The organism is uncultured Maribacter sp. (assembly GCF_947500405.1).
In the GTDB taxonomy this organism is placed as follows: domain Bacteria; phylum Bacteroidota; class Bacteroidia; order Flavobacteriales; family Flavobacteriaceae; genus Maribacter_B.
Genome location: NZ_CANMRY010000003.1, coordinates 392,462 through 417,161, shown reverse-complemented (window position 1 = coordinate 417,161; position 24,700 = coordinate 392,462). Strand labels below are relative to the sequence as shown.

General features: G+C 31.9%; 18 protein-coding genes. 4 read left to right on the top strand and 14 right to left on the bottom strand.

Annotation, left to right across the window (positions count from 1 at the left end; all coding sequences use genetic code 11):
• Window positions 1-161: 161 nt before the first annotated feature.
• The 11 genes from ccsA to Q0945_RS06095 all read right to left on the bottom strand — a co-directional run bounded on the left by ccsA (window position 162) and on the right by Q0945_RS06095 (window position 13,148).
• Entirely contained in the window at window positions 162-3,296 is a 3,135-nt protein-coding gene (ccsA, locus tag Q0945_RS06145; RefSeq protein WP_299432095.1) for a cytochrome c biogenesis protein CcsA, read from the bottom strand.
• 81 nt (window positions 3,297-3,377) lie between these two features.
• Window positions 3,378-4,871, bottom strand: a complete 1,494-nt coding sequence (gene nrfA / locus Q0945_RS06140) for an ammonia-forming cytochrome c nitrite reductase (RefSeq protein WP_299432092.1) — start codon at window positions 4,869-4,871, stop codon at window positions 3,378-3,380.
• Between the two features lie 11 nt (window positions 4,872-4,882).
• Window positions 4,883-5,479, bottom strand: a complete 597-nt coding sequence (nrfH, locus tag Q0945_RS06135) for a cytochrome c nitrite reductase small subunit (RefSeq protein WP_299432089.1) — start codon at window positions 5,477-5,479, stop codon at window positions 4,883-4,885.
• 239 nt (window positions 5,480-5,718) lie between these two features.
• Window positions 5,719-6,225 carry an ATP-binding protein gene (locus tag Q0945_RS06130; RefSeq protein WP_366135942.1) on the bottom strand — a complete coding sequence of 169 codons (507 nt, stop codon included), beginning with the start codon at window positions 6,223-6,225 and terminating at the stop codon, window positions 5,719-5,721.
• Window positions 6,225-6,725, bottom strand: coding sequence for a YdeI/OmpD-associated family protein (locus Q0945_RS06125; RefSeq protein ID WP_299432083.1), 501 nt, complete (start codon window positions 6,723-6,725; stop codon window positions 6,225-6,227). The genes Q0945_RS06130 and Q0945_RS06125 overlap by 1 nt, the downstream gene beginning before the upstream one ends.
• A gap of 53 nt (window positions 6,726-6,778) precedes the next feature.
• Entirely contained in the window at window positions 6,779-7,900 is a 1,122-nt protein-coding gene (locus Q0945_RS06120; RefSeq protein ID WP_299432080.1) for a PepSY-associated TM helix domain-containing protein, read from the bottom strand.
• A gap of 71 nt (window positions 7,901-7,971) precedes the next feature.
• Window positions 7,972-10,371, bottom strand: coding sequence for a TonB-dependent receptor (locus Q0945_RS06115; protein WP_299432077.1), 2,400 nt, complete (start codon window positions 10,369-10,371; stop codon window positions 7,972-7,974).
• 115 nt (window positions 10,372-10,486) lie between these two features.
• The gene (bla, locus tag Q0945_RS06110) at window positions 10,487-11,248 is read right to left on the bottom strand and encodes a subclass B1 metallo-beta-lactamase (protein WP_299432074.1); all 762 of its coding nucleotides are present in this window, start codon (window positions 11,246-11,248) and stop codon (window positions 10,487-10,489) included.
• A 46-nt stretch (window positions 11,249-11,294) separates the two neighbouring features.
• Window positions 11,295-11,858: a hypothetical protein gene (locus tag Q0945_RS06105; RefSeq protein WP_299432071.1), complete on the bottom strand. Its 564-nt coding sequence runs from the start codon at window positions 11,856-11,858 to the stop codon at window positions 11,295-11,297.
• A gap of 74 nt (window positions 11,859-11,932) precedes the next feature.
• A complete protein-coding gene (locus tag Q0945_RS06100) occupies window positions 11,933-12,331 on the bottom strand; it encodes a hypothetical protein (RefSeq protein WP_299432068.1) in 399 nt (132 codons plus the stop codon).
• A gap of 142 nt (window positions 12,332-12,473) precedes the next feature.
• Entirely contained in the window at window positions 12,474-13,148 is a 675-nt protein-coding gene (locus tag Q0945_RS06095; protein ID WP_366135917.1) for a hypothetical protein, read from the bottom strand.
• An 11-nt stretch (window positions 13,149-13,159) separates the two neighbouring features.
• Between Q0945_RS06095 and Q0945_RS06090 the strand changes: the two genes are divergently transcribed.
• Window positions 13,160-13,678, top strand: coding sequence for a hypothetical protein (locus Q0945_RS06090; protein WP_299432065.1), 519 nt, complete (start codon window positions 13,160-13,162; stop codon window positions 13,676-13,678).
• Window positions 13,675-14,535 (top strand): hypothetical protein, encoded by an 861-nt coding sequence (locus tag Q0945_RS06085; RefSeq protein ID WP_299432061.1) that lies wholly within the window; start codon window positions 13,675-13,677, stop codon window positions 14,533-14,535. The genes Q0945_RS06090 and Q0945_RS06085 overlap by 4 nt, the downstream gene beginning before the upstream one ends.
• A gap of 268 nt (window positions 14,536-14,803) precedes the next feature.
• Here Q0945_RS06085 and Q0945_RS06080 read toward each other — a convergent pair whose 3' ends face one another.
• Entirely contained in the window at window positions 14,804-15,457 is a 654-nt protein-coding gene (locus tag Q0945_RS06080; protein WP_299432058.1) for a hypothetical protein, read from the bottom strand.
• Between the two features lie 322 nt (window positions 15,458-15,779).
• Between Q0945_RS06080 and Q0945_RS06075 the strand changes: the two genes are divergently transcribed.
• Both Q0945_RS06075 and Q0945_RS06070 read left to right on the top strand, forming a co-directional pair.
• Window positions 15,780-19,307, top strand: a complete 3,528-nt coding sequence (locus Q0945_RS06075; protein ID WP_299432055.1) for a nitrate reductase — start codon at window positions 15,780-15,782, stop codon at window positions 19,305-19,307.
• Window positions 19,308-19,318: 11 nt separating this feature from the next.
• Window positions 19,319-20,761: a rubredoxin gene (locus Q0945_RS06070; RefSeq protein WP_299432052.1), complete on the top strand. Its 1,443-nt coding sequence runs from the start codon at window positions 19,319-19,321 to the stop codon at window positions 20,759-20,761.
• Window positions 20,762-21,153: 392 nt separating this feature from the next.
• Here the strand turns inward: Q0945_RS06070 and Q0945_RS06065 are convergent, their stop codons facing one another.
• Window positions 21,154-22,335: an MvaI/BcnI restriction endonuclease family protein gene (locus tag Q0945_RS06065; protein WP_299432049.1), complete on the bottom strand. Its 1,182-nt coding sequence runs from the start codon at window positions 22,333-22,335 to the stop codon at window positions 21,154-21,156.
• Entirely contained in the window at window positions 22,332-24,539 is a 2,208-nt protein-coding gene (locus tag Q0945_RS06060) for a DNA cytosine methyltransferase (RefSeq protein WP_299432046.1), read from the bottom strand. Before Q0945_RS06060 ends, Q0945_RS06065 begins: the two co-directional genes overlap by 4 nt.
• Window positions 24,540-24,700 lie beyond the last annotated feature (161 nt).

The following is a 24,700-nucleotide window of genomic DNA, read 5'->3' as shown; positions in this document are numbered from 1 at the left end:
TTATTGTATCTACTTTATTCCAAGACTCTAATAGGAATATTAAAAAATATTAAATTGTTTTAGGATTTTATATACTGAGAGTATTAGGAAACGCTCCTAATTCAACATTAATTACTATAGTTGGCTTATTTTTAGAACGGAAATTTTTAGATTTTAAAAACTTATACATTAATGGGGACCTTATTTTTATTTCTAAAATAAGCTACTATAGCAACTACAAACATAAAAGCAACTAAGTAATACACAAACTGCGGTATAGGTATTGGGTCTCCTGCTGCATAACTGTGCAAACCAGATAAATAATAGTTAACCCCAAAAGACGTCATTATAATAGACCAAAAGGCAAACATACTAGCTACATTTAGCACATAGCTACTTTTTAAAGCTGGCACAAAACGTAAGTGCAATACTATGGCATAGACTATAATACTAATTAAAGCCCATGTTTCTTTGGGATCCCATGCCCAATAACGCCCCCAAGATTCGTTTGCCCAAATACCTCCTAAAAAAGTGCCTATGGCTAGTACAAACAAACCTATGGTCATAGAAGACTCATTGATATACGAAAGCTCTTTAATTTTAAGGTCTATCCTATCTTTTGTTTTTGGCGTTTTAATAATCATTAAAATAAGTGCCATTAACCCTAATACTGCAGATAATGCTAAAGGCGCATAACTACTTACTATAGTTGCTACATGTACTTTTAACCAGTACGATTTTAGTACCGGCATTAGGTTGGTTATTTCGGGATTAATCCAATCTAAATAACTCACAAATAATAAGGCTCCAGAAAATAGTGTTGCTAAAGGTAATGCAAAGTCCGACTTTCTAAACGTTAGAAACCCGCATAGCATAAGTACCCATGCCACGAAAATTAGCATCTCGTACCCATTACTCCATGGCGCATGCTGCGCTACATACCAACGTAATAGTATATTACCACCAAATAGTATAAAACTAATTAGAGTTATTACAATGCCTATATTCCATACTATTTCTATACTTTTTTTATCGGTAAATACTTTTACCATGGCTAATACTAAAAGCACTAATCCTATCATGAAAAGCACTTGAAACAGCCAAAAATTAAGGTTTATATCGTTATACCAAAGTTCTGCAGCTATACGCTTTTCGCTAGGAATAATATCTTTTCCTAATACATTCTGGTAAGTATGTATATACCCTAACTGTTCTGTGGCATCTTTCCATTTTTGCCCAGCTACATTATTAAAATAAGCTGGCATAATTCCTTTTGCAAAATTACCGTCTTCTTCTGGAAAATCTTGAAAATGGTGGGTGTAGGTAAACCAGGTGTTATTAGGATCATTACTATTCGGAAAAATCTTTAAATAATTACCAATAAATACATTGTAGAGAATATTAAAACGCTCATCTACTTTTAAAACTTCTTTATCGAACTCATTACGTTCTGCTGGTTTTTTCTGGTTGGCAATTTCTACATCTCTAGAGAATCTATATTTCCCACCTTCTCCTAAAAGATTTTGGAAAGAAATTAATCCGTTTTCTCCTAATTCTAAAGACTCGTAAATAGTCCCTAATTTTTGCTTATCAATTTTAATTATTGGTACGCTTTCCCAGTAATTTGCAGAGACATGCATGGCCAAAAAGGTTTGATTGGCATCTAGTTTTACCGTTGCTCCATTCTGACTTAATTTAAAATATGGTTTTCCAGAAATTTTACGTAAAAATTCTGATGCTAGTGTATTTATAGGTTTAATTCTACCATCTAAATCTTGCACCACGAGCCTACCAAATAAAGCGGCATGGTCTACATCTATAATTTGCTTGGGTTGTTTCTCTTTGGTCTGAATAGGATTTGCATGCAATGCACCAAAACCTAAAAATAAGAGCATTAGTATCACCGCTTTCTTTTTCTTTAGTTTACTTAGTTTTTTATTTACTTCTCTAAACCTAGATGCTTTACCAAAGAGTGTAAAAAACATACCTATTCCCATTAATAAATAGCCTATATACGTAACCCAAGTACCTACAGCATCATGATTTACAGATAAAACTGTTCCTTGCTCATCGGTATCATAACTAGCCTGAAAAAAGCGATAACCTTTATAATCCAAAACGTTATTCATAAAAATACGATAAGGCGTCTCTACGCTTTCATCTATAACCGTAACCTCACTAGCATAAGCAGACGGACTTGTAGAACCTGGATAGCGTTCTAATTGAAAATCGTTTAGTTTAATAGAAAACGGAGTTTCTTGTGCTTCTGCACCATAGGATAATACCACAGAAAGGTCTTTAAACTCTGCTTTATGCTGTGTTGGTAAAAAACCTTGTCTATATAATAAATTAGTGGTTTTCATTTCGTCATTTAAAACCACATCTACCAATAAGGCATCATCTTTATTAGGGTCATTATCTTTTATTTTATCAGAAGTACTTACAATAGCAATTTTTGCATTGGGATAAAAGGCTGTTGGAACAAAAGAGGCATCACCATCTCTATACAAGGTTCTTAAAGTCATATTCATAAGGGTATCTTTCTTTATTACCCCAGCATTCTGCGTTGCCATTATAAAGAAATCTAAATTTCTTGGTGAATGTATTTTAAAGTCTCCATCTTTCTCTATAATATTTATTACATCTTCTCCTTCGGTCTCAAAACCAACCAAATGCTTGTGTTCCCCTATTTGTTCTATTTCTCCTTTTTCTAAAAAAACGGTTCCTCTACCATTCCCTGAAGTAACCACGAGCTCTAATAAGGATTTTCCGCCTTCTACATTATCCTCAATTTTTGGTAAAGCATCGGCAACAAATTTGTTATACTTAATCTCTATTGGCGTATTTTCAAAATCTGTTTGTATAGAAAAATTATTATTGGTTAAAGGTGAAAAGCTAATTTCTTTAAGTACCACTTTTGTAGTCTTACCGTCTGATATTTGAGCCTTAATAAAATTAGCATCAGAAATAATAGTGTTTGATGAAGCTCCTTCTCGTATACGCATAACGCCACCATAAGAAGTATACCTTGTAATCGCTGCGCCAATTATTATGAGTATAAATGCTAAATGAAAAAGAAGAATGGCCCACTTTTCTTTTTTAAGAAGTTTGTATTTAAAAATATTAAGAAAGAAACTAATAGCAAGCCCAACCATAACTAGCTCAAACCAGAGTGCGTTATAAATTAATTTCCAAGCTGTAGCGGTACCATAATCATTCTCTACAAATGTGGCAATTGCCATAACGACTCCAAAAGTTAAAAGAAGCAATAAAGCTAAAACAGGAGAAGCTAGTATTTTATATATTTTTTTGGTCATATCAATCTTAAAAAAAATATCCTCATGCACTATAACAGTGATGAGGATGAGTTATATAATTATTTCTATTGTATTAGAAATTTAGTTCATAGAAACAGCTTTTGTTTCCATTTTAGCCTCACGAGCTTTGGCAGCTTCCATCCACTTAGGTAATAAATTCTTTTTAAATGCTTCTTTATCTGCCTCTAATTTTTCTATATCCATACCAATATATTCTTGAGCTTTCTCTTTTGTAGAAATATCTGGCATCTTTATAGGTTTATTATGTCCTAAATCTGCTAATAAACGTGCTAATTTAACTCTAGCTTCTGCAGCAACATCTAAACCACTACCAATTACTCTTCCTATTTCTACAGGAGAGTGGAAAGATGCTCCGTGAGACGCTGCTGAATAATCCCAACGCCATTGTGCATGACGAATATCTTGTAATACAGGTTTCATTTGCTCTTCAGATGCTCCTAATTCCCATGCTTTACCAGCTTCTACGTGTGCCTTAACTAATAGGTTTTCTAACTTAATTCTATTTTCAGTTGCTTTGCGCTGACGTTCGTAAACGTTCTCCATTAACTTTTCTGACTCTTCTCTATGGCAAGTTTGGCAAGCATTAGCCATATTGTTTAAAGGAGATTGCACATGGTGGTCCGTAAATTTCTGTCCTCCTTCACTCTTATATGGCATATGACAATCTGCACAAGAAACACCTCTATCTGCATGCACACCAGTTTTAAAAGTTTCATACCCTGGGTGCTGTGCTTTTAGCATTGGTGTTTTACTAATTTTATGTGTCCAATCAGAAAATTCTAAATCGTCATAATACTTTTCCATATCTTCTACAGCCATACCTTCTTTCCAAGGGAAAACTAAATACGGCACTCCTTCTTTACCTGGTAGATTTTTATTAAAGTAATATTCTACGTGACATTGCGCACAAACTAAAGAACGCATTTCTTGGTGTGTTGCTTGGTTAATATCTTTCCCCATAGCATCAAAAGCCTCAACCAATGCAGGTCTTGTGATTTTTAGTTTCATATTATCTGCATCGTGACAATCTGCGCAACCAATTGGGTTAACAATTTCTTCTCCTTTATCAGCCCATTTACCAGAGTAAAATTCTGTAACTCCGTTTTCACTCATTAATCTAGGAACATCAGGACTTTTACACGTCCAACATGTAGCAGGCATTGGGCCATCGCCTTTACCTGTTGGGCCTCCTGTTCTTAAAGTGTTATGAATATCTTCTATTGCATAAGAGTGTCCTCTACCTTGGTTATAATCTTTAGAGAAACCATACCCTGCAAAAAGAACCACTAGTCTTGGGTCTTCTTCTAAGACATCGCGCATTGCAGAACCACCTTGGTAACTAGCAAAAGTTGTATCTGCAGTTTGCAACCAAGATTGGTATTCTTTAGGATAGTTTTCTCCCCACACCTCATTCCTAGGTTCATTTTCGCTAATATCTACTTTGGGTACATATTGGTACTTTGCTTCGCTTTTTCTATTAATAATACTAGATGCAAGTAATCCTAATAGAAATACAGCAATGATGGTTACAATGAATAAGACTTTATTTTTCATATTCTTGGTCGTTATTTGTTCGTTTCTTTTTCTAACCAAGAAGGAATAACTGCTTCTTCTTGATCGGTTGGTAATGGTGCTATATTATATTGTAATGTTGAAATACCTTGGACTTTTCCATGTGGAATCTCCACATGACAGCTCCAACACTGTCTTTCTGTTCTGTTTTCCGCATGGTTATCTATCCAACCATCATATTTAGTTTGTGTTACTTGCTGAACATGACAACGAATACAATTGTTTTGTACAACTTTTTGCGATGCCTCTTTCATAGTTATAACATCTGGCTCTGCTCTTAAGGTAAAAACAGAAGCATGATATAATCCGTCTTTGGCTTTAAAAAAGTATTTATTTATTACATTGTCTTGAGGAACGTGACAATCATTACAATTTGCCCATTCTCTATGCGAGCTATGCATCCATCCATTATACACTGGAGTCATAACATGGCAGTTAACACATGCCTCCGGATTGTCTGACATATAAGAAACTACTTCTCCTTCTTTTGCTAAAAACAAACCTATACCTATAAATACAGCAATAAGAGATACCGCTGTAGTTCTCCATTTGGAGTTTTTTTTAGGTAATATTTTTGGTATTTTTTTCAATTTTGGTTGTTTGTTTCATCAGTAAATATAAAGAATAAAAATTGACTTATTCTCCTGATTTACAGTTTTTTAAGTAAAAAAATTGCATTTTAAAAGTAAATGATATTTTATGATAATTATCATTTTTTATTTAAAATATTTTGAATAAGAAATAAGTTTATAGTACTTACAATACTATCTTATAATAGTCATTAATAAAATAATGATTTGGGGTTTTGTCCTGTGTAGAAAAAGAACAATTACCCTGTAATGATAATTCCGTTTTTCATTTCTAATTCTGAAGGTTTCTCGAACCAAGTTTCCATAAAATCAAAATTTTCCTGACTCACCTCAAATTCAAAGGTTTCCCCTTTTTCTGTATTTCTTTGTAATACTCTCTGCAGTCTTATTTCTTTAGAAATATCTAAAAAATGCGTAGTTGTTTTAAAACCTTTTAATGCAGCAAACGTTCTAAATTTTTCACGATGTTCTAATTTAGAAAGACCTAAGTCTAGAATAGAATCTACACCAGAAGCTTCTAATTGTTCTATTAAATTGCATATCATTTTTTCAACCCTTTCAATCCTTTCTAAAAACCAGCCTAAGCCATCGGTTTCTTTTTTATCTGCAAGGAATAAAGTATTGTTCCATGTATCTATTGAAAAAATGATACCATTGTTTTTTGTTTTTAAAGAGTTAGAGTATGTTGTTTTTCCAGAACCAGTATTACCAACAATTAAATGTATCATTCTATTTTTTTTCTTAATTATAGGGAGTTTTCTTTATCTCTAAAACGCAATTTTTTCTCCACTTTTTCAAGCATTTGTGCTATCCTATTTGCTTTAGTTTCTTCGGTCTTTGCTTGGTATATCCAATCTAAATACGTCTTTTGTTCTCCTTCGGTAAAAGAGGTAAAGTTATGTAGGATTTGTTTAGGTTCATTTTTAAAGCATGCTAAAATCTCAGACGGAATTTCTAATGTAGATATATCAGAATATAAAACAACATGAACATAGTCTCCAGACTGTTTTTTAATTTTTTTGCGAATCTCAGCCTTTACAGGTAAAAACAATTTACCATTCCCCATTGGCATTAATTTGTATTGTTTTAAAGCATAGGCATCAATGGAACCTTTTACTTTTACCCATCCAAAAGGGGTGTTTTTGTTCTGAAGTATCTCAGGTATTTCGGCATAGGTCCAACCACCTTTGCCTGGGAATTTTTGAAGTAGATATTCTTTATTAACTAAAGGTTTTTCGTCTTGCATTATTTGCTATGGTAGTAATAAACAAGCCTAAAGATATAGAATTTGTTTATTATTTAGTTATAGCTTTTTTTCTTTTTATAAGTTCTTCCATACCAAAGTAAAATTCCAGTAACCGGTAAGGTTGCAGTAAGTAAGCTAACTAAAAAAGTAATTATTTTGCCAAAAATCCCGCCAATAGCTCCAATATGAATATCATAATGCATGCGCAAAATTTTATCGGCCACTTTAGCATTTTTATATTTACCATAAATACTAGTTGTCTCTAATTCTTCTAAAGTGTTTTGGTCAAAAAAACGAAAGTCCGAATCGTAAAATGTACTTTTATTATTAGAGACTTCTATATAAATACTTTCTTCTTTGGTTTTAGGGTAGTGTAGTTCAAAACTTTCGGCTTCGGAAGACTCTTTTAAAAGTTTTGTGATTAAAAAATCCATAGGGACTGTTTTTTCATCCATTACAGGTTCGCTTGTGTTTTTTGGGATTATAAAACGAGTTTCTTTTTCTCCACCAGATGCAATATAAACCACATATTTAAGCCAGTTATAAGAAATCATAGAACCTGTGAAAGCCAGAATTAATGCAAGAGAGCAAATGTAAAAGCCAACTACGGTATGTAAATCAAAGTTTTTGCGCTTCCATTTGGTGGTATCTTTCCAATCAAATTTTAGGCGTTGTTTTAAGTTTTTCCTTTTTTTAGGAACCCATAATATAAAGCCAGATATAATGATAAGAATAAAAATTAATATGGATGCGCCTACTACTTGCTCTCCAATATATTTAGGAAGCCATAAACGCATATGCCCTTTTAATATAAAAGCAAAAAAACCAGAAAGGTGATTATCTATTTGTATTACTTTTCCAGTATACGGATTTAAAAAAACACTTTGATAAAATTCTGGTTCTGCATTATAAAAAATTACTTCAATAGCATCCCCTGCTTTTTTAAAAATAGTACCATGAATGGTGTTTTCTGGGAGTACTTTTTCGGCAATTTTTTTTGCTTGTGTTGGGGTTAGTATAGCTTTATCTTGTATTTCAACTTTTTTGTAGTCATCATATAAACTTTCTATTTCTTCTCTAAAAGCCCAACAACAGCCAGTTATAGAAACAATAAATACTACTATACCAGTAGCTAAACCTAATATTTTGTGGAGTTGAAATATAACTTTTTTCACTTTGTTATTTTGTTTAATAAAAAAGACTTAACTATAGATGTGGGGAACTACACCTATAATTAAGTCTAAAACTAAAATTTATAATTTACTGCCGCTAAGATTACTCTTTGTTGTTGTGGAGTTACTGTGCTCCATCCTGAGTAATATGTTTTGTCGCTTAAATTGTTTCCTTTAACACTACATCTAAATTTATCTGTTTCATAATATACAGATGCATTAAAAATAGTATAGGATGGAATATCGAAGCTACCAGTAGTAGATTTGTAATCTACCATTGTATCGTATTCAGATGCACCATTGAATCCTGCTCCAACTCCAAACCTACTTAGGAATTTATAGTCTGCCCAAAAGTTATACGTAATTTCTGGCCCAGATTCTCCGTAGCGATTTCCTTCTAAACCGGTCGCAGATGGAGAGTCTTTAATTTCAGAATCATTATAACTAAATCCGCTATGTAAATTTAGCCCTTTAACTGGGCTGGCATTTAGCTCTAGTTCTATCCCTTGGCTATTTATTTTAAGGTCTTGTGTTTTTGTAGCCCAATAATACTTGTTATCTACAGTAATATTATAGTAGCTTAAAGTTGTTTCTAACTTGTTATGAAATAAGTTGGTTTTAATACCAAATTCTAGTTGATTGGCTTCCTCTACATCATACGATTGTAACGTAGTTTCTCCAGTGCCAAAATCTGTTATGTATTGTGGGTTAACATAAGAAAATCCGTTTTGGTAGTTAGTAAAAATAGATACTTCGTTAAGTATTGGCTGAAAAACAATACCAAATTTTGGTGACCAAGTAGATTGGGTATATTCTGTTTCATTATCAGTATCCGTATTTTGGTCTCCCTTATAATCAAATCTATCATAACGTACACTTCCCATAATAGATAAAGAAGGGAGTATATTTATAACATCAGAAACATAAGCGCCTAAAATATTTTGATGAACATCACTATCTATATTTTCTAAACCTCTTAGTGCTGCGTTTATATTTTGAGCATTAATTTCTGGCTCTCCAAAAATTAAATCTCCATTAATATTTATGGTGTGTAAATACCCCCAGTTAGAACTATTATCTATTGTTTTTGTATCTAAATAATCTACCCCAACAAGTAATTTGTTTTTTAAATCTCCAATTTTAAAATCTCCGGTAAAGTTTTGTTGCAGATTTAGGGTTTTTGTTCTAGCGTCTGTATCTTGTGCAGATAAACTAAAATTTTCTGTACCTATTGGTGCACTTGGGTCTGTATAATCTGCAACATTCCATAAGTAGGTATAATACCCGTTAGATTTTGCAATACCACCAGCAATAAGAGTTTGTGAAGACCAATTGTCTGTTATTTTCCATGCAATTTCTCCGCGGTAATTTTGTGTTACATTTTCTATGGTTACATCATTATTGGTAAATGATAAATTGTTGTCGTACCCTAATTCTTCAATAGTATTAAAAGCTATAGGGCCAAATCTATTTAAGAATAAAAAGGGTTCATTAGTTTGCTCGTTACTAGAGGCTTCATATGAAAAGTTGAACGCCAATTTATTATTTACTTTGTAAGTTAATGAAGGGGCAACAAAAACAGATTTTTTAAAGCCAGCATCTTGAAAACTATTATCTTTTTGGAAGCCAGTATTAAAGCGTAAGGATAGTTTTTCATTATTAGAAATATTTACATCTACATTTAATTTTGCAAAATCATTAGAACCGCCAGAAATTGTAATTTCTCCACCTGTACTATTGTATGGTTTTTTAGTAATAATATTTATTAAGCCTCCGTAAGAGATAACAGAGCTTCCAAATAAAGTTCCAGATGGGCCTTTAATAACTTCTACACGCTCTACGTTTGATGGGTTAATAAAACCATTGGTAATACCAGCTACACCATTTACAAGTTGCGGTTGTACTGCAAATCCACGGCTAGAATAATAACCAGCACCATCGCCACTTCTACCAGTAGAGGACCATAATTTAGAAATACCTGCTGCATTTTTTAAAGCATCTTCAAAGGTGTTTACAGACTGCGATATTAGTAATTGACTGGTAATAGTATTATACACCTGTGAGTTTTCTATATTTTTTAAAGGCATTTTAGATACATAAGCACTTTTTTTTCTAGAAAACTTATTCGTTCGGCTTGCTTCTACAACCACTTCATTAAGCATTTCATTCCCTTCTAATAAAAAAATAGGATCTAGATTTAAAGAAGTATTATTGGTAATGCTAATTGGAACTTCTTTTGTTTTATAACCAATGTAAGATATAGAAACTATGTATTCTCCATTTGTAATATTTTCTATTTTAAACTGTCCATTTTCATTAGTCTGTGACCCGTTTATAGTATTCTTAAGTATAACATTTACACCAAATAATGGTTCTTTGGAATTGTTAGTAATAACTCCCGTAATGCTTGCACTTTGTGATAATCCTAATTGTGTTACTAGAAAAAGTAATAGGATAAGTAATGGTTTGCTCATTTATTCTTATTTAGACTTATTAAAAATAATTTATTTTTGACAAATGTATTCTTTGGAGTTTAGTTCTCCAAATTATTTATAATAAATCTAAATAGTGATTTTGTAAGGTATTGGTTTACTTAAGAATGGCTTTATTTAATTTATTAGAAAATAAGCTAATTGTATAGTCCAAAAGTTCTGTGCCACCTATTTTTCCATGACCAGGAATAACCACTTTTATCTCTGGTTTTTCTTTTTTTATTTTAGCAACAGTTGCAGACCATTCATTTTCATTAGCATCTCCCAAATAGCCTTTTGTTGCATTTAGAGTTTTAATTAGGCAACCTCCAAAAAGAACTTGTTCCTCTGGGATGTAACTAACTACATTGTCTTTGGTATGCCCTTCTCCATAAAAGTTTGTAAAAACAGGTTTTTTCCCAATAATTAGTTTTAATTCTTTAGTAAACCCTTCTTGGGGCAACACTTTAACTTTGTTTTTCTTTGCTAGTGAAATTGTTTTAGTACTAGCGTAACTTTTTGTCCCGTTTGCATGAAATTCTTCAAGTCCTCCTAAACAATCGTTATGAAAATGAGTAGCTACTACGGCTGTAAGTTTCTTTTTTTGTACGTTTTCTATCCAATTTATAAGTTGTCTAGAAACCGTATTATTAGTAGGAGTATCAAAAACTATAGCTTCATCTTCATTAAAATACACCATGCCATTACAGGCAACTTTTCCAAAGTCATTAGTTTGTAAATAGGAGGTATGAACAAAAGTATTAGTACTAACCTGTTTAATTTTTAAACTATCTGTAGTTAACCCTTTTATAGTTTTTTTTGAGGTAGAACAGGAGTAGCAAATAAAGATACTAAGTAGTGATAAAAGAGCCTTGTACATAGAAAAATAAAAATTATAATAATTCTGTTTTTTAGATTAAAAGGACTTAATTTTCTTTATTATATAAGTTTATTGCTTTTATATATTTTTGCCCTCCTTTTTTAGTTTGGTCATAAATAAAACCGTCCAATTCTGGATGTTTTATACTAACCCAGTTTAAAATTTTAGTTCTGTTTTTAATAAATATTGTATCCTTAAAATTTAGATAATCTGTTGTTTCAATACTACTTATTTTAGCATTTTTAAAATGTATAGTTTGCTTAGTAACAATTGGTTCTTCATGTAAAAATAATATTCTCTTATCCATTTTGGAAATGGTGGCTTTAACAACTCCGTTTTCTTCTTTAATATCAAGTGTTTTGTAAGTAGGTTCAAATATAGCATCCCATTGGAGCCATTCTTTATATTCTTCTATAGAAAATATTTGTTTATAATTACTCTCTTTAGTTAATAGGCTGTCTCTTAATAAAGCTTCTATTCCTACGTCATCAGAATTGTTAAGGGCTTTGTAGTATTCTTTTGCAATTGTAAGTTTCCCTATTTTTTCTTCAGAATTTTTGCAGGATATAAATCCAATTAATAATAGCGTTACAATTATAAGTTTATTCATTATTATAATGCTCAGTTTTTTTAAATTCAATACTTCTGGCTTTTAATTATTCCCAATTTCCTCTATTATTTTAACTAATTCTGAGAAGATTTAGAGTCTTGTTTTATGGTGTTATACACTTTTTCTAGTTTTTCCCAATACGTAGCAAACATTCTTTTATTAATTTGAAAGTAAGCTTTAATTATAATAGTTTTTAATTTATTTCTTTTAGATAAGGAGTCTATTATGCTATTTGTTAACCAGTCTTCATCAAAACCAGTCCAGACACCTGCAACACTAATTAAGTTATAATGTAAAACCGGAAAAAGCTCATAGGTATTAATTTCTTTTACTTTGTTTAAAGAGTATGGACTTTCTATAATTTTTTTTGCAATGGATTTTAAGGCATATTCTTCAAGTTCGGTATCCAGATAAAAATTGGATAAGGCAATCCAAATAGGTTTTCTTTCTTCTATGTTTAAAGTTTTACTCATTTAAGTAAAATGTAATATTTAAACTAAATTAAGCATATTTCTAAAGTAATTAGGGACTCTTTTTTAACATTTAAAAAAGAGGATTATCTATACGAAGTATGCCCTACAGAAGAACGATATTTTTAGTAGTTTTTTGTAAATTTTAGGAAAGCGTTCTTAACCAGCTCATATGGTTAGATATTAAGAAGGCTTCTTGCAGGCCATGAAGGGTGTCTGTATCTATTTCTGTCTTACCTTGCTCAATATTTTTGTCTCTTAAATTAGATAATTTTGTGTATTTGTCTAATAAATTCTCCTGAGCATCTTCAATAGCCTCTTCTGTAATTTTATTTTTATCTTCATTAGATTCTAGACTGTTTAAAGATAATTGTAAACTAATAGAAATCTTTTTAATAAGATTATTAAAGTCCTTAGAAGCAGGAGTAGTTTTATGGTTTATTATAAAATTTCCTATAGACGCAATAGCAGAAATCATTGTTTGGTTAAGAGTTACAATTTCATAAATTAATTGAAATTCTTTTTGCTTAGATTTTGGATCTTGTGTTAAACGCTGAAACGCCGCATTTAAATTACTAATAGCTAAAAAGGCTTCTTTTCTAGCTAAATTATATGGCAATCTGTTTTTTGAAGGTTCTTTATAAAGGTTTTGCATTGCTAAAAGATATTCCCTGTTCATTTTTAAAGTTTCTAGAAGTACTTGTTTTATATTATTTACTTCCCAACTTGGAAAAAGTAGGTAGTTAGCAACTATAGATATGGTTGCGCCAATAATAGTATCAAGTACACGGTATTGTACTTTCGAATTTGGATACTTCAATTAACATAAAAGTGAAAAACAGACTTGTTCCATTAAATGAATATTTACCAGATTTTTTAAAAATAATTATTAATAAAGATAGTTTTCAACACTTTGCTAATGATGATGAAGATATTATAATAAATCAACAAAAGTTTATGCCCCTAATATGTTACGAAGTTTTCTACACTTTTTTTGTTAATCAACACATTAGAAATTCTCCTGTAATTTATTTAATTTCAAGTGAAAAATTTTTAAATGATTCCTATTATGGTAGATTACAATATGACAATATTTGTAAACTAAGAGCAATTGAACAAAGAACACCTATAATAAAGGCTTCAAACTATGGAAAATCACTTTATATAGACTCCAAAGGTAAAATCGAAAATGAGTCTGAAGAAAAAATTAACTTTTTTAAAGTATATATCCCTGATGTTAAAGAAACGATATATAATAAAACAGGGAATTGGATATCTTTTTTAGTCATATTAGCGCTACTTTTAATTAATGTAATCTTTGAATGTTTTTCTAAAAAAATAATGAAATGAAATATATAATATATATTATCATTAGCTTACTAGCATTAACTTTTTCATATTCACAAAACTCAAATACCGAAATGGCATTGTATAATATAGGGTCAGGGGCTATTGGTGGGAGTATTGGGGCAGTTATTAATAAAAAGAAAGGAGAAAAAACAGGAAAGGTTCTTCTCAAAGGTTTTTTACAAGGAGCTCTAGGGGGTTATTTAGTTTATGAAAGTAAGAACCGAATTGGTAAAATAGTAGAAAAAGGAAGGCTAGAACATTCTTGGGAAGGCAAAATACTTAACTCAGCAGGTGTTTCTATTATTGAAAACGCTGCTTCAAATCGTGATTTTTGGGATAAATGGCACATTAATATCGGATTTAATAGACTTGAATTTTATACAAAAAATAAATTTAAATTTAAATATAAAATAACGCCAGTATCTTTGATACTCACAACAATTGTGGCAACTAAAAATCAATTTGATTTTGAAAATACTTTACGAACAGGAGAATTAATTTTTAAAAATAACGCTATAAATGGAAATAACTACTCTGGACTTACTTACGGTAATGTAATAATATTTAATAAAAACCTAGATGATATAACAAGGACACTTTCACATGAAATTATTCATGTTTATCAATACTATGATTTTAATTATATAAATTCATATTTTGATAAACCTCGCAAAAAATGGAAAGAAAACATTTCCTTTATAGAAAAAATGAATTCTGTTTTTTATATGGATTTTCAAGCAGGAGTTTTAAGAAGCCTCTATTTAATAGAAAATTCTAACAGGACCAATTATTATGATAATTTTTTTGAATATGAAGCTGGTTTTTATTCCAAAACAAGCGACTTTATTTTAAAATAAATCATACGTTATAGAACTTATCCTAAAATTCTAAATTGACCTTGATAATATCATTAATTTTACTAGTATAATTTGGAGATAAAAAGTTGCGTTACATCTTCAACTTGCTTTTAATTCCATAGGGAGCATTGAGAAATCTAAAGCGTTTTTAGTACTATGCAGCTGTAGCATTTTTGTGTAGTTAGAACCAATATCTCAAATATCACTCACCAATAAGCACTTTTAAACCTTCTTTCTTTTTTCCTCCGACCCCATGATATAAACACCATTATTTATTCTTCTTAAAATTGTAAGCAATTCTAAAACTTAAACCAATTGCTTTGGTATTATAATTTTCGTTAGAAAAATCTTCTGCTGTAAAATCTAGTTTATTTAGTGCTTTCCCTGCGTTAAATCCTGTGTAAATTAGATAAAGGCCACATATGGTATTGTCTGACCATCCGTAGCCTTCAATCCCAAATGCAAAAGACCAAAAATGAATATCTGCTTTCGATTTTTTTTCAATTTCAAGAGAATTAGAATCTATTAAATTTCCAGTTGCATGAATAGTTCCGAAACTATATTTAGGTATTAGTACCAAACGATATTCTTCATCACCATAGAATAATTTAGGGGCAAAACCCCAAATAACGGTACTGGCATCCCGTTTTAAAAAAGATTTGTAGTTTACCATTCCAAGGTTGTCAAAATCTGAATTTTCATCTTCATCATTACCTTTATAATATGAAATATCAATTTCAGGAGCTAAGAATTTATAGGAAAACAATTCAGCCCCAGCAGACAATTTTAAATATACGTTTGGACTAGGTTCAAATTGTTCTTCATAGAAGCCGCCAATTTCACCAAATACTTTTGGAGTGGAAAATTGGTTAAAAACCAAAACAGGGAATACGAAAAGGCAATACAAGAAAATTTTAAGCATTTCAGAGTATCAACAATTATTATACGAAATAATTCTAATTTTTAAGATATTTTTTTAGGTAGATTATAATTTTTCCTACGCTAAAATAAGGTGAATTTAAAAGCAATTATTTAGAAATTAAAAATATGAACTAGGATTTTAGTATCAATGTATAGCCTACGTAATTGTATAGATTTGTTATACATATTTCTTGTTAAGAACTATTGTTTTTTGAGAATTCTGTTTTTTAAGCCCTAAACAATTATGATATATTTACTACGTATTTATACGTAATTTTATATCTTGCATGCATAGAATATAAGTGTCCCATAATACAAAGACAATGCAAGAAAATAAGATTCATAAAACTATATGTAGCTATTGCGGTGTAGGCTGCGGGATAGACGTATCGGTAGATAACAAAGGAACCATTACAGTAACAGGAGACCAAGATTATCCTGTGAATAAAGGAATGTTATGTTCCAAGGGTATGAATCTTAATTACGTAGCACAAGATACTACAGACCGTATTTTGTATCCAGAAATGCGTTATAGCCGTAACCACCCAATGCAAAGAGTGTCTTGGGATACTGCTTTTAAGCGTGCGGCTGGTGTTTTTAAAAGTATTATAGATAAGCATGGCCCAAATAGTGTAGGGTTTTATGTGTCTGGGCAATGTTTAACAGAAGAATATTATTTGGTAAATAAACTTACCAAAGGTTTTATAGGTACTAATAATATAGATACCAACTCGCGTTTATGCATGAGTTCTGCGGTTGTAGGCTATAAAAAAACAGTAGGAGAAGACTCGGTTCCTATTGCCTATGCAGATATAGAATTGGCAGATTGTTTTTTAATAGCGGGGGCAAACCCAGCATGGTGTCATCCAATTCTTTTTAGGCGTATAGAGAAACATAAGGAAGAGAATCCAGATATTAAAATAATAGTAGTAGATCCTAGAAAAACGCAAACATGTGCCTCGGCAGATTTGCATTTGCAAATTCTCCCTGGTACCGATGTTATTCTTTTTAATGCTATTGCTCGTTGTTTAATAGACAAGAAAAAAATAGATAAGAAATTTATAAAGCAACATACCGTAAATTTTGAAGCTTGTAAAGAAAGTGCCTATCAATTATCGGTGCGCCAAGCAGCAGAAAAATGTGGTATTCCTGCAGAAGATATTCGTAGAGCTGCCAAATATATTGGCGATGCTTCTGGGTTTATTAGTATGTGGACTATGGGGCTTAACCAAAGTATTATTGGAGTAGATAAGAATGTGTCTTTATTTAATCTTTCTCTACTAACAGGACAAATAGGAAAACCCGGTTCTGGGCCATTTTCACTTACAGGGCAACCAAATGCTATGGGTGGTCGTGAAGTTGGTGGTATGGCAAGTTTATTGGCTGCGCATAAAGATTTAGAAAACCCGGAGCACCGAAAAGAAGTATCCGATTTTTGGGGTGGAAAAGAAATACAAGCAGCAGCAGGTTATACTGCTACCGAAATGTTTGATGCTCTAGATAAAGGAGATTTAAAAGCAATATGGGTAATTTGTACCAACCCAGTAGTATCTATGCCAAATGCCAAAAAAATAGAGCGAGCCCTTAAAAATGCAAGTTTTGTTGTGGTACAAGATATATCTCATAATTCTGAAACTTCTAAATATGCAGATTTACTTTTACCAGCCGCTGGTTGGTTAGAGAAAGAGGGTACCATGACCAACTCGGAACGTAGAATTAGTTATTTGCCTAAGGTTATAGACGCTCCAGGAGAAGCATTACCAGATGCAGAAATTCTTTGGAAATTTGCACAGGCAATGGATTTTAAAGGTTTTGATTATGAATCTGCTAGTGAGGTGTATGATGAACATTGCTTACTTACCAAAGGCACAAAAATTGATATTTCTGGTCTTTCTTATGATAGATTAAAGGAAGAAGGTAGTTTCCAATGGCCAGTACCACACCGTACACACCCAGGAACGCCAAGACTTTTTGAAGATAAGAAGTTTTATACAGGAGACAATAAGGCGCATTTTAATGCTCCAAAAAATATCTATAATAAATCCGAAGAAACAAATACTGAGTTTCCTTTAATCTTAAATACAGGAAGAGTTCGGGACCAATGGCATACAAGAACTAAAACAGGAAAAGTAAATAGGTTGCTTACTCATATACCACAACCCTATTTAGAAATGAATAAGGTAGATGCTTATTTGCGCCAACTAAAAGAAGGCGATATTGCAGTAGTAAAAAGCCGTAGGGGAGAGGTACAAGTTAAAGTTCAGATTAATTATGATATTAGAGAGAGTGTTGTGTTTTTACCAATGCACTGGGGAAAAATATTAAATAACGATTTTGGTAGGGCTAATAACCTTACTAGTGAGTTGGTAGATCCAATTTCTAAAGAACCAGATTTTAAGTATTGTGCGGTACAGGTAGAAAAGTTTACTAAAAAAGAACAAAAAATTATTGTAATTGGAGCGGGAGCAGCAGCCTACCGCTTTATACAATCGTATAGAGAAAAGAATGAGGTAGATGAAATTCATGTTTTTTCTAAAGAAAAAGACCCTTTTTATAATCGGGTACTTTTACCAGAATATGTAAGTGATGAACTTTCTTGGGAAGCGTTAGAAAAACTTAAAAAAGGAGAGTTAGAAAAACTAGAGGTAGATTTACATCCTGGAAACGGAATAGCAAAAATTAATGCAGAACAAAAAACTGTAGTAGACGAAAAAGGCAATACTCATTCTTATGATTTACTTATTATGGCTACAGGAAGTAGAGCTTTTGTTCCTGCAGATGTGCAAATACAATTACCTGGGCGTTTTACTATGCGAGAGCGTGGCGACGCAGATAAGCTTAAAAAATATTTAGGAGAAACTGGCTTGCCTTCAGAAGAGCAGCATGTAGTAATTGTTGGAGGTGGTTTGTTAGGATTAGAACTTGCTGCCGCTCTTAAAAAAAATAAAGTAAACATTAGTATTGTACAACGTGCCCCTCGTTTAATGGAACGCCAATTAGATCGTATTGCAAGTAGGTTATTAGCAGAAGACGTTAGAGAGCGTGGTATTGAAATTTATTTTGATAATGAGGTAAGTACCGTTTTTCAAGAAAAAGATAGCAAGCATTCTCTTTTAGTAAATCTAAAAACTGGCCGAACTATTAAATGTAACGCCATTGTATACGCTATTGGTACCAGACCAAATATAGAACTTGCAAAGCAAAGTAACTTAAAAACAAGAAGGGGCGTAGTGGTAAATTCTTATTTAGAAACTAGTGAGCCTTCTATTTTTGCTTTAGGAGAAATTGCAGAATTTAATAGCTCGCTCTTTGGAATAACGTCCGCAGCAGAACAACAAGCAGATATAGCTGCAAACTATATTTTAGGAGATTATGGTAGTATGTATTCTGGTTCTGTATTAATGAATATTTTAAAGTTCGAGAATCTAGACCTTTGTAGTATTGGTATGGCTTATGCTCCTGCAAACGATCCTAGCTATGAAGAAATTATTTTAATGGATGTGAGTAAGCGTTTTTATAAAAAATGTATTGTAAAAGACGACATGTTAAAAGGCGCTATTTTAATGGGGGATAAAAATGAGTTTGCAGAATTTAAAAGACTTATAGAAGAGGAAATAGAATTATCAGAAAAAAGGAACGAACTTCTCCGTGGTGCTACAAATACAGTTCCTTTAAAAGGGAAATTGGTTTGTTCTTGTAGCCAAGTAGGCGAAGGCAATATTGTAGAAGCTATACAAAATGGATGTACAGAGTTTTCTAAATTATGTTCCGAAACAGGTGGCGGATTAGGTTGTGGTAGTTGTAAACCAGAGATTAAAGATATTTTAAATTCCCAATTAGCAACAGTTTAAAAAGAAGTGGTATGAATGATGATTTGCATAGAATTTTAATAAAAGGCGGAATTACTTCTCCAGGAGAATTAAAAGATAGTATTACTATGTTAGAAGCTGCTGGGTTAAAAGAAGTGTATTTTGGTTCTCGCCAAGATTTACTTTTTCCGCTTAAAGATGTAAGTGAAAAACGATTAGAAAGTCTGTCACAGTTTAATACGGATATAGAATCGGAAAGAAGCTATCAAAATATAGTATGTTCCTACGTTTCTGCCGATATTTTTAATATGACGCATTGGTTAAAAGGTTCTACCTATCTCTATATTTTAGAAGGTTTTAATTACCAACCACTTCTTAAAATTAATATTACAGACCCAAAGCAAAGACTGGTGCCAATTTTTAGCGGAAACCTAAACTTTATAGCATCAGAAAATGAAGATTATTGGTATTTATATATAAAATTGCCAGAATGGGAAGAGGGTGCTTATTATCCTGTGTTAGTCTATAGCTGGGATATTACTAAAATATCTAGTGCTATAGAGGAGATTTATGAGGAGGTAGCATCTATAGACGATATCTTTTTTCTCCTAAATAAAAAGCTAGATACCAATAATAAGATTATGGAAAAGGAACTACAAATTCCGTATTTAACTTTTCCGTATTATGAAGGTATGAACCGTATGGGTCTAGATGAGTATTGGCTAGGTTTATACTGGCGCAATAATAAATATGATTTAGATTTTTTAAAGCATTTTTGTGATTTTTGCTTGGATAATAGTATTGGTAAAATATGTATTACCCCATGGAAATCTTTTATTGTAAAAGGAATAAAAACAGAAAGTAGACCACAATTAGAGCGCTTTTTAGGACAATGGGGAATTAATATTCGTCATTCCCAATTAGAAATGAATTGGCATTTACCTGTAGACGATAAAGAAGCCTTAGAGCTTAAAAAATTCCTAGTTCGTAGTTTTGATCAAAATGATATTAGTACCTACGGACTTACCTTTGGCATTAGTAATTCTCCTGGTAAAAGAACGCATTTTGCATCGGTTTTAATAGAAAAAAACACACCGCCAACTATTGTAAAAGACTATGAAGTAAGGCCAACGTATAATGTGCTGCATTTTAAAAACTTTGACCCTAATACACAAGTGTATCAAATGTATGCCCAAGATGTAGATAAAATAGAATTACCTGGCTTGTTAATGGAACTTAGTAAAAAATATTTTGGACAATTAGGAAGTGTATCGGTACCAACTAAAAAGAAAATTAAGACCAACCCAGAAGAACCATCAGAAGTTTACCAATGTAATTCTTGTTTTACTATTTATGACCCTTTTTATGGAGATTTTAAAAGAAATGTAAAAGCAGGTACTTCTTTTGAAGAGTTGCCAGAGAATTATTCTTGTCCTGTTTGCGAGGCTCCAAAAAGTAGTTTTAAAGAAACACATTTAGTTTTAGGAACTAAGTAGAAGGGTTATTACTTACCAATCACCGTTTAAGGTAGATAAGTAGCTATTGTTGTCTCTTGTTTTTAAAACTCAATTGTAGTATAATTATCGGTCTAGTGTATGAAACGTAGTGTGTAAAAAGACACTAACTTTTCGGATTAACACAGAGCCGAAATTTTAATTTTTATGTTTATTTTTTTCTAAATAAAACCAAACTAAAAATTTGGCGGACTTAATAAATAAGTAAAACCTTTGGTAAAGCCTTTACAAGCTATGTTTTATACATATTGTTACCTGGTTGGCGTTTTTCCGCAAACTTACTAGTGTTGGCAAAGACATACTCTTTTACAGTTTTGGTTTAACTTGGATAGTGCGACTGGAAATGTGTATGGTTTTCAGCGTTGGCAATTCTGCTATGTCATTAAATCATACCTTTCACTTGGCGGAAACAGTAATTCAATTCCTTTCGGTTTAATTTTAAATAAAGGACCTTTTTCTACAACTTTCCCTTTTAAATTTCGTTTAATTAAATGGTCAAGTGTTATAATTCCTTGCTCAATTAACAAATCAAATTGGGAAGAGATTGGCTTTTTAGTATGTTCTACCAGCTTATATTGAAAATGCTCACGGTCATTTATTCTGGTACTTTCGGCTTCTACCCAAAAGGTTTCTTTATGTTTTGACTTTAGTCGACTATGAAGTTTGTCTAACGTCCAAACCACAAAATCGCCAACCTCTGGTTTGTCAGAGTTTTCAATCAGTTGTTTAATGTCACTATCGATTCTTAAATTCAATCCTTGCGAGTTTCTCGTAATTGCCGAAACTGTGCAATACAGCTTAAAATCCTCTTCTCGTTCATAGCCGAAGTTATCAAGAATTTCTGCCGAACTTTTAAATTTACTCAATTTCCAATCTGGAACTTGTGCAAATAGATTTTTTCGATTTGTTCTACTGTTTCTAAATGATTTAAGCTCAATTCCTTTGTAATCTGGTTGTTTGGAGGAATTAATGTCAATTCCGAGTGCTGTTTCAAGTGTTCTTCCAACCGAAGTGTCAGCGTCAACCATTGAAGGAATTGGGCCAGCATTTGCTATTTTTCTTAACATAGCCAAAAGCTCAAAAGCGACTTCGTTCTCAGTTGTGTTAATTGCATTAATTAACTCTTGAAATGGATTCAGAATTGAAGAATTAATCAATTCTCTGATATCTAATTTTGTTAAGTTGAAAACTTGAAATCGGTTATTAAAGTAAGTTATTCCAATAATATCGTTTGGGTCAGCAACCTTTATTAGACTATAAAACCAAATCCTTGGGTCTCCCTTTTTTGTTGAAGGACGATATAAAGATGCTTTCGATTCTATAGTCTTATAACCAGTATGAATAATTGCTGGAATCATTACTTTACTCTCCGTTCCTTGACTTTGTAATTCGTAGTCGTGTATATTCTCACTTTTTAAATAATTACGGACAGAACCAGTCGCATCCATTATGGATTTTTTTAATCCTGTTTCGGTTGGTTCAATTAAAGTGAGAGAAACTTGGTTTTTGGTCAGTAATTTTATTTTGTCTTGTTCTACGGTTGTAAGTTTTCTCACTTTATATGTTTTAAAATTTCACTTGCTACTGCTCTCGCTAATAATGGTGGAACAGCATTGCCCACTAAAGTGTATTGTGGCACTTCTGTTTTTCTGTTATTTCCACCTGTTGAGCGTTTTCCTTGAAATACAAAAGAGTCATCAAAGGATTGTAAACGTGCCATTTCTCTTACTGTTAAAGACCTTGGCGAATTATAGTGAATATAATCGTCAGCAATAGTCATTATGGTAGAGCTTTGTTCGTCTGGTTTTAAAACATTGTAATTTCTCTTATTTGTAGAAAGATTTAACTTTTCAAGTTCAGGTTGAGCTTTTCTGTAGTTTCCATTTTTTAAAATGACACCAAGTCTTTCAATAACGGTTTCGTTTTGATTACTCGTTTTGTGATTGTTTAGTATGTCAAAATACTTTTCTCCATTTTCAAGTGCTTCACTATTTCTAACATAAAACGGCTTAGTTTGTGGTTTGAAACGTTCAATCAATCGACCTTTTTTTGACCACTCAGCAAATGATTTTCCACCTTTTGAAATTGGTTTTCCATCAATTCTACGTTTCTTTAAAAGTTTAGCCATTTTTTTGGCTGTTCCATTGTATTGAGCTGAAATGTCAACCATTTCGTAGCGGTGAGCTTCTTGATTATTACCTATGAAATCCAAGTCATACAAAGCCTCAAAAATGGTGACTTTTTCTTCTTCTGAAACTGTTGCCGGAATTTCAGAAATATACTTTTGGTCTTTGCGGCAACCAATAAAAAGTACTCTTTCTCTATTTTGTGGAACACCATAATTTGATGCGTTAGCAACAAATGGCTGTTCTATTTTATAAAGCCTAATGTTTTTAAGAATCGTTTCTAACTCTTTGATTTGTTTTGTATTACAATGCGATTTTAATATTTCAATGGATTCATCAAAAGACGTTGTGTAGATTTTTAAAGATGTAATAATGTCTTCGCAATCTTTTTTATATGCACTTGGTACTTTTAAAATTTTGAAAGCGTCTTCAATTTTTGAAATCACATTTTCAGAACTAATTTCTGTAAGGAAATCTGTGAACGCATTTGCGAAATTGTCGCTATCTATATTGCAGAAATCTTTTTCCTTTATAATATCACGTTTTAGTTTCTCCCATTCTTTTGTTCTAGCTAAAAGGTTAAAACCGTGGCGAATTGTGTTGATATTCTCGTCCGTTTTACTTGTTTTGTAATCAGCTATTTTTGGCGTTAATTTTCTAAATCTATTTTCCACAAAAGTGATGAAATCAGCTTTTCCAATTTCTTTATCTTTTTCTAGTAGTTTCTCTAGTTCTACACGCTTTATAATACTATCAAAAAGGAATGAATTTGATTCTTTTCTTATTTTTTTAATGAATGAGATTAGTAATGGAATTTCTTTTGTGTCGACAATCGAGTTAATCTCTTTGATGATTAGTTCTTTTATTTTACCTTTTTCTTTTGTCAAAACCCCTTTGACATTTTCCATAACGAAGTATTTTGGTTGTAAAACCTTTATTACTTCTAGATAATGAGAGAATAAATCATCCTTTTTATCGAATTTTTTTCTTTTCCCTGCAAGACTGAAACTTTGACAAGGTGGTCCGCCACAAACAACATCTATTTTTCGTTCATTTATTTTTTCTAATAAGTTGTCTAAAAAGTCTGGCTCAGTAATATCTTGTTTAAGAAATTCTGCATCTAAGCCTAATTGGTGGTTGTAACGAACAACGTGAGTTAATTCGCAATTTTCATTGATATCATTGGCAACTACGAAATCAAAGAATTTGTTGTTGTGCTCAGCTTGCAAAAATCCCTCACTAAAACCACCTGCTCCTGCAAATAAGTCTACAAAAGTGAAGGGTTTTCCATAAAGAGCTAACTGTTCTTTTACAATATTTACATTGCTATTCTCTTTATAGTTTTCGATGTGTTCGTTTAATACGCTTTTGACTTCATCCTGAACAAAGGTTTTTTTGTTAGAATGGTGCAGAAGTTCATCCGCTCGTTCTCTTAGAAAATCCAAATAATGGTTGATTTCGTGAGATTCTACACTTAATCCAATAGCTTTCTGTTTGGATTTGTTGAACTTTTTCGGTTCTATTTTCTGTCCCGTAGAAACCTTAACTTGACTTCCGTTACAGTTTATTCGTAGGTGAATTGGTGCAAACCCTTTTTTGTCTGGTTTGTCTAAATAAAAATTAATTGTTGCCATAATTATTCACGGACGTTTTTACGTACACGGACAAATTTACGGACATATTTTATAATTCCTAACTTAATTTTGTTTTTTATTCAGATTAAGAGTTGGGAAAAGGCAATCTCTTTTTATTTTGTGAGGAAAGAGCAAAATAAAATGTGCTTGGTTGTGCGGCC